This is a genomic window from Microbacterium hydrothermale (assembly GCF_004854025.1).
Lineage (GTDB): Bacteria > Actinomycetota > Actinomycetes > Actinomycetales > Microbacteriaceae > Microbacterium > Microbacterium hydrothermale.
In genome coordinates this window covers 238,632-250,531 of the sequence record NZ_STGM01000004.1, presented here as the reverse complement: position 1 = coordinate 250,531, position 11,900 = coordinate 238,632, and the positions used below count along the sequence as shown (strand labels likewise).

Annotated in this window: 10 protein-coding genes; 9 read left to right on the top strand and 1 reads right to left on the bottom strand. The window is 70.9% G+C overall.

Going from position 1 to position 11,900, the window contains the following annotated elements:
* Nucleotides 1–14: 14 nt before the first annotated feature.
* The 4 genes from FB047_RS10340 to FB047_RS10325 all read left to right on the top strand — a co-directional run bounded on the left by FB047_RS10340 (nt 15) and on the right by FB047_RS10325 (nt 6,188).
* Nucleotides 15–1,658: an AlkA N-terminal domain-containing protein gene (locus FB047_RS10340; RefSeq protein ID WP_136587108.1), complete on the top strand. Its 1,644-nt coding sequence runs from the start codon at nt 15–17 to the stop codon at nt 1,656–1,658.
* Nucleotides 1,655–2,152 (top strand): methylated-DNA--[protein]-cysteine S-methyltransferase, encoded by a 498-nt coding sequence (locus FB047_RS10335; RefSeq protein WP_136587107.1) that lies wholly within the window; start codon nt 1,655–1,657, stop codon nt 2,150–2,152. Before FB047_RS10340 ends, FB047_RS10335 begins: the two co-directional genes overlap by 4 nt.
* Nucleotides 2,153–2,439: 287 nt before the next feature.
* Complete coding sequence (locus FB047_RS10330; RefSeq protein ID WP_240752726.1) at nt 2,440–4,374, top strand: ABC transporter ATP-binding protein; 1,935 nt, start codon at nt 2,440–2,442, stop codon at nt 4,372–4,374.
* Entirely contained in the window at nt 4,371–6,188 is a 1,818-nt protein-coding gene (locus FB047_RS10325) for an ABC transporter ATP-binding protein (protein WP_136587106.1), read from the top strand. The genes FB047_RS10330 and FB047_RS10325 overlap by 4 nt, the downstream gene beginning before the upstream one ends.
* Before the next feature lie 128 nt (nt 6,189–6,316).
* Here FB047_RS10325 and FB047_RS10320 read toward each other — a convergent pair whose 3' ends face one another.
* Nucleotides 6,317–6,769, bottom strand: a complete 453-nt coding sequence (locus FB047_RS10320) for a GNAT family N-acetyltransferase (protein WP_136587105.1) — start codon at nt 6,767–6,769, stop codon at nt 6,317–6,319.
* Between the two features lie 159 nt (nt 6,770–6,928).
* On the opposite strand from FB047_RS10320, the gene FB047_RS10315 reads away from it, so the two are divergent.
* The 5 genes from FB047_RS10315 (at nt 6,929) to FB047_RS10295 (ending at nt 11,705) form a co-directional block, all read left to right on the top strand.
* Nucleotides 6,929–8,140, top strand: a complete 1,212-nt coding sequence (locus FB047_RS10315) for a hypothetical protein (RefSeq protein ID WP_136587104.1) — start codon at nt 6,929–6,931, stop codon at nt 8,138–8,140.
* Nucleotides 8,137–8,571: a hypothetical protein gene (locus FB047_RS10310; protein ID WP_136587103.1), complete on the top strand. Its 435-nt coding sequence runs from the start codon at nt 8,137–8,139 to the stop codon at nt 8,569–8,571. Before FB047_RS10315 ends, FB047_RS10310 begins: the two co-directional genes overlap by 4 nt.
* Nucleotides 8,568–8,858, top strand: coding sequence for a WXG100 family type VII secretion target (locus FB047_RS10305; protein ID WP_136587102.1), 291 nt, complete (start codon nt 8,568–8,570; stop codon nt 8,856–8,858). Before FB047_RS10310 ends, FB047_RS10305 begins: the two co-directional genes overlap by 4 nt.
* A complete protein-coding gene (locus tag FB047_RS10300; RefSeq protein ID WP_136587101.1) occupies nt 8,855–9,361 on the top strand; it encodes a hypothetical protein in 507 nt (168 codons plus the stop codon). The genes FB047_RS10305 and FB047_RS10300 overlap by 4 nt, the downstream gene beginning before the upstream one ends.
* A gap of 124 nt (nt 9,362–9,485) precedes the next feature.
* The gene (locus tag FB047_RS10295; protein ID WP_136587100.1) at nt 9,486–11,705 is read left to right on the top strand and encodes an NADP-dependent isocitrate dehydrogenase; all 2,220 of its coding nucleotides are present in this window, start codon (nt 9,486–9,488) and stop codon (nt 11,703–11,705) included.
* Nucleotides 11,706–11,900 lie beyond the last annotated feature (195 nt).

Below are 11,900 nucleotides of genomic sequence, written 5' to 3'. Positions count from 1 at the left end.
GCAGGGTGGATGCCATGACCCCCACCACCGCCGACGCACCGGGCTTCGCCGAGCACTATCGCGTGATCCAGTCGCGCGATCGCCGCTTCGACGGGCAGTTCGTCACCGCCGTGCGCTCGACCGGCATCTACTGCCGGCCGAGCTGCCCCGCGCGCACGCCGAAAGAGCAGAACGTCACGTTCTACGCCACCTCGGCGGCGGCGCACGAGGCCGGCTACCGCGCGTGCAAGCGGTGTCTGCCCGAGGCCGCCCCGGGGTCGCCCCTGTGGGACGTCCGCGGAGACGCCGTCGCCCGCGCGATGCGTCTCATCGCCGACGGAGTCGTCGACCGCGAGGGGGTTCCGGGACTGGCACGACGCCTGGGCTATTCCTCACGGCACCTCACGCGACTGCTCGCCGCCGAGCTCGGTGCGGGACCGCTCGCCCTGGCCCGCGCGCACCGCGCGCACACCGCTCGAGCTCTTCTGGTCGGCACCGACCTGTCGTCGGCCGACGTGGCGTTCTCCGCCGGGTTCTCCAGCATCCGTCAGTTCACCGAGACCATCGGCGAGGTGTTCGGGATGCCGCCGAGCGCGCTGCGAGCCCGTCGACCTCACGCGTCGGGGGTCGAGGCGGTCGCGGGTGAGATCGACCTCGCGCTGCCGGTGCGCGGGCCGATCGACACCGTGGGGCTGTTCGGCTGGATGCGCGCCCACGCCATCCCCGGGGTCGAGGTGGGCGGCGACACCTCGTTCGCCCGCGTGGTGCGCCTGCCCGGGGGCCCGGCGTGGTTCGAGGTGCGCCAGGCTGACGACGGACGCCTCCGCCTGCGGGCGCGCCTCGGCGCCCTCGCCGACCTCGGCACGCTCATCTCGCGCGTGCGTCGCCTGTTCGACCTCGACGCCGATCCGCTCGCGATCGACGAGTCGCTCGCGCGCCACCCCGAACTCGCGCCCGCCGTCGCGGCGATCCCCGGGGTGCGCGTACCCGGGGCGCTGGATGCCGACGAGATGCTGCTGCGCGCAATGATCGGCCAGCAGATCAGCGTCGCGTCGGCCCGCACGATGCAGGGCCGTCTCGCCGAAACGCTGGGGGAGCGGGTGGGCGTCGGCCCCGAACCGATGACGCTGTTCCCGAGTCCCGTCGAGATCGCCGAGCGCGGACTCGAAGTGCTGCGCGGACCGGCCGCGCGCATGCGCGCGATCGTCGAGGCGGCCGCGGCGCTGGCCGACGGCAGCCTGACAATCGGGTTCGGTGACGATGCCGCGGATCAGCGGGAGCGGCTGCTCGCGCGGCGGGGGATCGGACCGTGGACCGCGGATTACGTCCGCATGCGCGTGCTCGGCGATCCCGATGTCCTGCTGCCGGGTGACGTCGCGGCGCGTGCCGGAGCCGCCGCGCTGGGGCTGCCGTCCGACCCCGCCGGCTTCACCGAATGGTCGGCGCGCCTCGCGCCCTGGCGCAGCTATGCGATGGCGCACTACTGGTACGCCGCGCCCGTGACCCAGGCGTGGCGCGCGCCCGCCGAAACGGCGGCCGCCTCCACGGTGCCGGCGACACGTCGCGCATCCGGGCGCGGCCGCGGTCGGGTCGACGTCGTGTCGTCCGACCTCACCGTCGAGGTGTCAGCCGAGCACCCGGCTTCCCTCACCGAAACAGAGAGCGAGACCCCCGCATGACCACGGCCACCCTCCAGTTCGTCGACACCCCCGACGGAGCTTTCGCGATCCTCGCCGACGACGCCGATCGCGTCATCGTGTCGGGCTGGACGGCCGACCCCGACGCCGTCCTCGCCCGGCTGCGTCCCGACCGTCGACCCGACCGGGTGGTGGAGGGCGACACCTGGGCCGCGGAAGCCGTCCGGGCGTACTACGACGGCGACCTCGCGGCGATCGACGACGTCGAGGTCGCGCAGCAGGGCACGGCCCTGCAGCTCGCCGGGTGGCGCGGCCTGCGCGACATCGCCCCCGGCGCCCCCCTCACCTACAGCGGCTTCGCGGCCGCACTCGGGTCTCCCGCCGCGGTGCGGGCTGCGGCATCGATCTGCGCCCGCAACGCGGTCGCCCTCTTCGTCCCGTGCCATCGCGTGCTCCGCGGAGACGGGACGATGGGCGGATTCGCGTGGGGCACCGACGTCAAGCGCCGTCTGCTGACGCGCGAAGCGGCCGCCTGAGCGGCGAGGACACTCTTGCCCTCAGCGTTCTCTCAGGGATAGTCTGGAGGGCTGTCGTTCCCCCGGCGATGGCTTCACACCGATCAAGGAGGATGCCATGGACCAGATCGACGCCCCCGTCGCCCCGGCCGCCGCGTCCTTCCTCGCCGCGCGCCCCGGCCGACGCTCCTAGGGCCCCGCGTCCGCGCTCCGGCGCTCCCGCTCCGCCCCGATCGACGACTCTCGTCGCGCCTTCGGCCTCCCTGTCCGCGCCCGATCCCGGCGCCCGCTTCGACCCCACGAGGATCATGACCACCTCAACGACTCCGAAACGCCTCTCCACACCGCGCGCCCTCGCGCGGCTCCTGCCGATCGCGCGGCCGGTGCTGCCCCGCCTCATCGCGGGCGCCGTCACCGCACTGATCGCGAGCCTGCTCGCCCTCGCCATCCCCCTTGTGCTCGAGCAGATCGTCGCCGGCCCCATCGCCTCTCTCGACCCGACCGCCCTGGTGTGGGGCTCCCTCGCCGTGCTCGGGCTGGGCCTCGCCGAAGCGGCGATGGTGTGGCTGCGGCGCTGGTTCGTGCTCGCGCCGGCCACCAAGGTCGAGTACGACCTGCGCCAATCGTTCTACTCGCGCCTGCAGCGACTGCCCGTCGCGTTCCACGATCGCTGGCAGTCGGGTCAGCTGCTCTCGCGCATGATGCAGGACATCAGCATGCTGCGCCGCTGGCTCGCCTTCGGTGTCATCCTGCTCGTGGTCAACATGCTGACGATCGTCATCGGCGCGGTCCTGCTGTTCCGGTGGCACTGGCTGCTCGGTGCGCTGTTCCTGGTCACCTCCGCCCCGGTCATCTACGTCGGCTTCCGCTTCGAGAAGCGCTACGGCGCCCTCACCCGCCAGAGTCAGGATCAGGCGGGCGACCTCGCCACATCCGTCGAAGAGAGCGTGCACGGCATCCGCGTGCTCAAAGCGTTCGGCCGCGGGAAGCACGCGCTGCAGAAGTTCACGCGCCAGGCCGAGTCGCTCCGCGAGACCGAGATCGACAAAGCGCGCGCGGTCGGATGGATCTGGTTCTGGCTCGTGCTGCTGCCCGACATCGCCTTCGCGGTGTGCTTGGGCGCTGGCATCGTGCTCACGCAGCTCGGTCAGCTGCAGGTCGCCGAGCTCGTGGCGTTCTTCGCCATGGCCACGGTGCTCCGCTGGCCCCTGGAGTCGATCGGCTTCCTCTTCTCGTTCCTCCTCGACGCGCGCACCGCGACCGACCGCATCTTCGAGGTGTTCGACGAGCAGAACACGATCGTCGACCCCGAGACCCCTCGTTCGATCGCGGACCCGCGCGGAGAGCTCACGTTCGACAACGCCCACTTCCGCTATCAGGATGCCGCCGACACCGAGCCCGACCTGCTCGACGGCGTCGACCTCACGCTCCGCCCCGGCGAGACGATGGCCCTCGTCGGGCTGACCGGCTCGGGCAAGACCACCCTCACCACCCTGCCGGGGCGGCTCTACGACGTCACGGGCGGACGAGTGCTCCTCGACGGCGTCGACGTGCGCGAGCTGACGCTCGCCGAACTGCGTCGCCACGTCGGAATGGCCTTCGAAGACGCGACCCTGTTCTCGCAGTCGGTGCGCGACAACGTGCTCCTCGGCCGCGAGGACCTCACGCCGGGCTCGCCCGAGGCGGACGAGATCCTGCGCGAGGCCCTGCAGGTCGCCCAGGCGCAGTTCGTGTACGACCTGCCCGACGGACTCGACACCGTGATCGGCGAAGAGGGACTCAGCCTCTCGGGAGGCCAGCGCCAGCGCCTCGCCCTCGCGCGCGCGGTGGCGGCCCGCCCGGCCGTGCTCGTCCTCGACGACCCGCTGTCGGCGCTCGACGTCGACACCGAGGCCCTCGTCGAAGACGCCCTGCGCGAGGTGCTCAGCGAGACCACGGCGCTCGTCGTGGCCCACCGGCCGTCGACGGTCACCCTCGCCGACCGCGTCGCCCTGCTGCAGGACGGCCGGGTCACCGCCGTCGGCACCCACTCCGATCTGCTGCGCGAGAGCGAGCACTACCGCTACGTCATCTCGAGCCTCGAAGAGGCCGAACGCGAAGCGCGCACGGGCGCCATCCCGGTCGTCATGCCCGAACGCGACCCGAAGGATGCCGCGGCGCGCTCGACAGCTGCATCCGCTCCGGCACCCGACGGCGACATCTCCGCCGACGACGCCCTTACCCAGAAGGAGGCGACCCGATGACCACCGCGACCGTCTCCGGAACCAGCGGCGAAGACCGCTCCGACTACACCCGCGCCGAGAGCAAGGCCATCCGTCAGCGCTCCCTGCGCCTGCTCGGCTCTCTCGTCTCGCCGCTGCGGTGGCAGCTCGTGCTGGCCGCGGCCGTGCTCGTGGTCTCGACGGCGCTGCGCGTGGCGGGCCCCGCGCTGATCGCCTACGGCATCGACAACGCGCTGCCCGCCGTGATCGAACGCAGCGACTGGCTCCCGACCTACGGCGTGGTCGGCGTGTACCTTCTCGCCGGCATCGGCGGTGCCGTGCTGATCGGCTGGTACGTGGTCGTCGCGGCGCGGCTGACGCAGGCGATCATGCTCGACCTGCGCAAGCGCATCTTCCTGCACACGCAGAAGCTCAGCCTGGAGTTCCACGAGTCGTACACGTCGGGCCGCATCATCTCGCGCCAGACGAGCGACCTCGACACGATCCGCGAACTGCTCGACGGTGGACTCAACGAGCTGGTCTCGGGCGTGCTCTACGGACTGTTCACCCTCGGTGCGCTCTTCCTCATCGACTGGCAGTCGGGCTTGATCCTCACGCTCATGGGCATCCCGATGTACCTGCTCATGCGGTGGTTCTACACGCGCTCGCAGGTGATCTACCGCGAGTCGCGGGTCATCAGCGCCCAAGTCATCGTCAAGTTCGTCGAGACGATGACCGGCATCCGCGCGGTCAAGGCGTTCCGCAAGGAGCCCCGCAACGACGCCGAGTTCGGCACGCTCGCCGCCGACTACCGCGACGTCAACATGCGCTCCATCCGCCTGTTCGGGACCTTTGAGCCGGGGATCATGGCGGTCGCCGCCGTCTCGGTCGCCGTCGTGCTGCTGTGGGGTGGGGGTCGGGTCATCGCCGGACCGCTCGAGATCGGTGTGCTCACCGCCGCGGTGCTGTACGTGCGCAACTTCTTCTCGCCGCTGCAGGAGGTCGCGTTCTTCTTGAACTCGTACCAGTCCGCCACGGCCGCCCTCGAGAAGGTGTCGGGCGTGCTCGAGGAGGAGCCGACGGTTCCCGACCCCACCGACCCCGTCGACCTGTGGAGCGCCCGCGGGCACGTCCGCTTCGATGAGGTCACCTTCGGATACACCGAGGGCCGCGTCATCCTGCCGAACTTCACGCTCGACATCCCGGCCGGGCAGACGATCGCGCTCGTCGGGACGACGGGTGCGGGCAAGACGACACTCGCGAAGCTCATCTCGCGCTTCTACGACCCGACGCAGGGCGCCGTCACCCTCGACGACGTCGACCTCCGCCGCCTCCACCCGAAGGATCTGCGGCGCGCCATCGTCATGGTCACGCAGGAGGCGTACCTGTTCAGCGGGACCGTCGCCGACAACATCGCGCTCGGCAAGCCCGACGCCACGATGGACGAGATCCGCGCCGCCGCCCGCGCGGTGGGAGCCGACGGCTTCATCTCGAAGCTGCCCGACGGTTACGACACCGACGTGAACAAGCGCGGAGGTCGGGTCTCGGCGGGTCAGCGACAGCTGATTTCGTTCGCCCGGGCGTTCCTCGCCGACCCCGCGGTGCTGATCCTCGACGAGGCCACGGCCTCGCTCGACATCCCGAGCGAGCGTCTGATCCAAGATGCGCTGCAGACACTGCTGGCCGACCGCACGGCCATCATCATCGCGCACCGCCTGTCGACGGTCGCGATCGCCGACCGCGTGCTCGTGATGGAGCACGGTCGCATCATCGAGGACGACAGCCCCGCCGCCCTCATCGCCGGCACCGGCAAGTTCGCGCAACTGCACGCGGCGTGGCGCGAGTCGCTGGTCTGACCCGCGCACGCACCGGATGCCACGTCCCGGCCGGGGCGTGGCATCCGTCGTCAGTCACGCGACGTGCGTCGGCGAGCTCGCAGGTCGAGGACGCCGCGCAGGATGGATGCCGCGGCCGCGAGTTCCCCTCACACGCGAACGCGCGCGATGACCTCGCCGTACTCCGTCTCGTCGACGGGCTCGAAGCCGACGCGCTGGAAGAAGGCCTCGGGGCCGCCGACGCCGGGTTCGTAGATGACGTCGACGTGGTCCATGCCGCGGCGGCGCGCCTCGTCGAGGAGCTGCGCGAGCGCGAAGCTGCCGACGCCGCGGCCCTGGTCGTCGGCGTCCACGTTGATGCGCCACAGCACGGAGCGGAAGTGCTCCTCCGGCGCCTCGCCGTCGAAGTTGGCGCTGACGAAGCCGACGACCTCGTCGCCGTCGAGCACCACGCGCTGCCACGACGTCGACGGGTTCATCACGGTTGCGGCGATGCCGTAGCTGACCGGGGCCAGGAACTGCTCCTGTCCGGGCTTGAGCGAGAGGTTGTTCACGGCCACGATCGTGGCGGCGGACAGTTCGACGAGACGCAGGTCAGCCATGCGCCCAGGCTAGCGGCACCGTCGTCCCGCCCCAAAGAGCGCATGTCGGCGCATGCGTCCCCTATCTCGCGCGTGGGCCCGTCCGACGGCGTGCGGCGAACGACGAATGTGCGCGCGAGGGCTTGCCCTGCGGGCATACCCCCTGCATAGGGTGAGGGAATGCGTGTGGACTACGGACAGTTGGCCCTGTGCTCGCAGACGCTCCGGCGACAGGGCGAGCAGCACCTGCCCGCGATGTCGCGGTACGTGCACGAGCGAGGCATCCTGACCCCCTCCGATACCGGCATCATCCTCATGCCGTTCACGGCCGTGTCGCTCGCGATCGCGGTCGCGGGCGTGCGGATCGCCGACGGTCTCGCGCGGGTCATGACGACCGCGGCCGACAAGGTCGATGACGCCGCCGCGGCCTATGCGGCGCAGGAACGCGCCCTCCACGATCAGATCACCGCCATCTTCGCGCCCCTGGGCGGGGGAGCGTCGCCGTTCGTCGACCCGCGGTCGAATGCGCCTACCCTTCCCGCGGCATCCGGCGGGGCTCCGGCCGGTCACGGCGATCCCGAGCCGTGGGTCTTCCAGCAGATCATCGACGCCCCGGGCGCGATCGCGTCGGGCGCGCGCGGGATCTTCGACGACGTATCCGGCGCGGTCGACGACTGGGGCCACGGCGCGACCGGGGTCGTCGAGCGCCAGGACGCCTCGAGCTACCTGGTGGCGCCGAACGCGACGAAGAGCGAGATCGAGTCGATGCGCTGGAGCGCGGGCCCGATCCTCGGCGGCGTCGATTGGGTCTTCGAGCAGATCGCCGGTTTCAGCATCCTCGAAGACGTGATCATGAAGCCCTTCGCCGGCGACTGGACCGGGATCGAAGAGGTGTCGATCGCCTGGCAGTACCTGGGTGAGGCCAGTCGCGCGGTCGCCGACAATGCGGCGGGCCTGGTGCGCCAGGGGGAGTTCTGGGACGGCGAGGCGGGGCTCGCGTTCCGCGGTGGCGTGACCGCGATCGGCGCGACCATGTACGGCGTCGGCTCGGCCTGCGATGTGGTCTCGGTCAAGGTCGGCACGCTGGTGCTGGTGTCCAAGAGCGCGGCCCTGGCGATCGGCGTCATCCTGAACCAGATCGCGCAGAAGCTCATGCGCATGGCGGTGGAGGCGACGGTGCCCGTCGCCGGGTGGATCGTCGCCGCGGCGGAGGGGGCTCTGCTGGCGACCAAGATCTTCACGCTGGTGAAGATCATCTACACGATCATCGACACGATCTTCGACGCCATCGAGGGCGCCGTGCAGGCGAAGGCCCAGCTGGTGGAGACGGCTCTGCTCGTCGACGACCTGCTGCGCCTCCTCGTCGACACCGGACGACGGGCGGCGGCATGAACCTCGACGACGACCTCTTCGCGCAGACCCGCGATCGTCTCGCGTTCATCGACTCGCTGGTTCAGCAGGCGCGCGCGCTCGACGACGACGAGGAACTCGACGCCGACGAAGCCTTCAGCCGCCGTGCGCGCGCGGGGGAGCTCGGCCGCGACTGGCAGGTGCTCCAGGGTCGCATCGACCTCGGGGAGACGAGCCGTTCGGCGGTGTTCGACGGCAGCGACGACAGCGTCGAGGCCGAGAACGTCCGCGCGGTGGCCCGCGAGGGTGTCGGCGTCTTCGCCGACGACGCCCGCGCCATCGCCGAGGAGGAGGGCGAGCCCGACCCGGTCGCGGAACTGCAGCGGGAACGGGAGCGTCTGCTCGCGCGCGGGGCGGCGCTTCGCGCCCGCCTGTCCGACCTGATCGATCCGAGCGAAGGGATGCCGCGATGACCGGGCTCATGGTGGACTTCGGCGCCGCGCACGACAGTGCCGCGCGCATCGCCGCGGCGCAGACCGCCATCGCGGGGCGCCTCGCCGACCTCGAATCGGCGGCGCAGGTCCTCTCCCGGGGATGGTCGGGCGATGCCCAGGCCGCGTACGCGTCCGCGCAGGCGGAGTGGTCGGCGGGGATGGCGCGGCTGAATGGAATCCTGGACGGCGTCCGGCAGGCGCTGGATGCCTGGGTGAGCGACATGGAGCAGCTCGAAGCTGACCTGGCGACGGGGTGGCCGGGATGACCGCCGCCCTGCGCACCCCGCCCCGGTGGGGGGAGACCCTCGTCGGGTCGCACAAGATCCGTGCGGCGTGCCGGTTCGTCATCGCCCCCGAGGTGGCCGCGCAGGCCGTCGCGGACGTCTCCGACGCCCTGCGGGCAGAGGGATTCGACCCCGCGGAGGCTCCCGAGGGGGTCGTCGTGCTGCGCCGCGGCAACCTGATCGGCGACACGATTCTGAACGGCACCGGGCTCACGCTGATCACCAAACGCCTCGGCCCGCTGTCGGTGAAGGCGATCGTGGTGATCCACGCGGCGCCGTCGGCGCAGGATGCCGAGGTGACCGTGTCGATGCTGGCCGGGAATGAGCTGGCGCCGGTGATCGCTGAGGCGGTCGACGCGGTCATCGACCGCCTGCTCGCGCGGGGCATCCCTGTCGCGGGGCCCGGGTGGACTCGCTCGGTCGATCTCCCGCGCGAGAACATCGGCCACCCGCGGACGGCGCGCGAGCACGGTCTGCCGCGCTGAGGGCTCCTCGGTCCGACATGCCGATGGGGCTGACGGATGCCGCAACTATCTCGACATCAAGAGACTTTGCCCGGGTGCGATAGGCTGAATCGCAACCCTGGCCGCCTCTACGGAGAGATCTGACGTGCCCGATTCCACCATCATCTACACGTACACCGACGAGGCGCCGGCTCTCGCCACCGCGTCGTTCCTGCCGATCGTGCAGGCCGTCACGAAGCAGGCGGGCGTCGACGTCGAGACCCGCGACATCTCGCTCGCCGGCCGCATCCTCGCGGCCTTCCCGCAGCGCCTGACCCCCGAGCAGCAGGTGGGCGATGCCCTCGCCGAGCTCGGCGGACTGGCCACGCTGCCCGAGGCGAACATCATCAAGCTGCCCAACATCTCGGCATCCATCCCGCAGCTCAAGGCCGCGATCGCCGAGCTGCAGTCGCAGGGCTACGACATCCCCGACTACCCCGACGAGGCGTCGAGCGTCGAAGACAAGGACGTGCGCGCCCGCTACGACCGTATCAAGGGCTCCGCGGTGAACCCGGTGCTGCGCGAGGGCAACAGCGACCGTCGCGCGCCCCTGGCCGTGAAGAACTACGCGAAGAAGCACCCCCACCGTAACAAGGCGTTCGGCGAGGGGTCGAAGACCCGCGTCGCGACCCTCGGTCACGACGATTTCCGCTCGAACGAGAAGTCGGTCGTCATCGCCGACGACGACGTGCTCTCCATCCAGCACGTCGCCGCCGACGGCACCGTGAAGACCCTCAAGGAGGGCCTGAAGGTCCTCCAGGGCGAGATCGTGGATGCCACGTTCCTCTCGGCCGCGGCGCTCGACGCGTTCCTGGCCGACACGCTCGCCCAGGCGAAGGCCGACGACGTGCTCTACTCGGTGCACCTCAAGGCCACGATGATGAAGGTCAGCGACCCGATCATCTTCGGCCACGTCGTGAAGGCGTTCTTCGCCGACGTGTTCGACCGTCACGGCGACGCCCTCGCCGCCGCGGGACTGACCCCCAACGACGGCCTCGGATCGATCCTCGCGGGTCTGTCGAACGTCGAGGGCGGCGACGCGATCGCCGCAGAGATCCGCGACGCGCTCGCCTCGGGCCCCCGCCTGTCGTACGTCAACAGCGACAAGGGCATCACCAACCTGCACGTGCCGTCCGACGTCATCGTCGACGCGTCGATGCCCGCGCTCATCCGCAACGGCGGCAAGCTGTGGGGCGCCGACGGGGGAGAGGGCGACACGCTCGCCGTCATCCCCGACTCCTCGTACGCCGGGGTCTACCAGGCCACGATCGACGACGTCATCGCGAACGGCCCGCTCGACCCGGCCACGATCGGCTCCGTTCCGAACGTCGGCCTCATGGCCCAGGCCGCCGAGGAGTACGGCAGCCACGACAAGACCTTCGAAATCCCGGCCCCGGGCCGCGTGCAGGTCGTCGCCTCGAACGGCGACGTGCTGCTCGAGCACGACGTGAACACCGGCGACATCTGGCGCGCGACGCAGACCAAGGACGTGGCCGTGCGCGACTGGGTGAAGCTCGCCGTCACGCGTGCCCGCGCGACCGGTGTTCCGGCCGTGTTCTGGCTCGACGAGACCCGCGCGCACGACCGCAACCTCATCGCCAAGGTGCACGAGTACCTCGCCGATCACGACACCGAGGGCCTCACGATCGAGATCCTCGCTCCGGCCGAGGCCACGACGTACTCGCTCGAGCGCATCCGCCGCGGCGAGGACACGATCTCGGTGACCGGCAACGTGCTGCGCGACTACCTCACCGACCTGTTCCCGATCCTCGAGGTGGGCACGAGCGCCAAGATGCTCTCGATCGTCCCGCTGCTCGCGGGCGGCGGCCTGTTCGAGACCGGCGCCGGCGGCTCCGCGCCCAAGCACGTGCAGCAGCTCGTCGAGGAGGACTACCTCCGTTGGGATTCGCTGGGTGAGTTCTTCGCGCTCGCGGCCTCGCTCGAGCACCTCGCCGACTCCACGGGCAACGACCGCGCCCGCGTGCTCGCGCAGACGCTCGACGCCGCGACCGGCACGTTCCTCGAGAACGACAAGTCGCCGGGACGCGCGCTCGGCACGATCGACAACCGCGGCAGCCACTTCTACCTCGCCCTCTACTGGGCGCAGGAGCTGGCGCAGCAGACGTCGGACGCCGACCTCGCCGCCGTCTTCGCCCCTGTCGCCGAGAAGCTGGCGGCCGAGGAGCAGACGATCGTCGCCGAGCTCAACGCCGTGCAGGGCCACCACGCCGAGATCGGCGGCTACTACCGCCCGAACACGGAACTGGTCGAGAAGGTCATGCGCCCGTCCGCGACGCTGAACGCCGTGGTCGACGCCCTGCGTTGATCGCCTGATCCCGAGAGGGGCGGATGCCATGCGGCATCCGCCCCTCTTTCGTCGTCGCCCCGCCCCGTTGGTGCTCGGCTCGGCCCCGCGGTCGGCCCTGACCGGCGCGCACAACTCCTGCAGAAGTGGGGTGTTCGGGGCCGGTGGGTGCCGGGTGGGGCCGGATTGCAGGAGTTGTGCCGGGCGGCGGGTGCG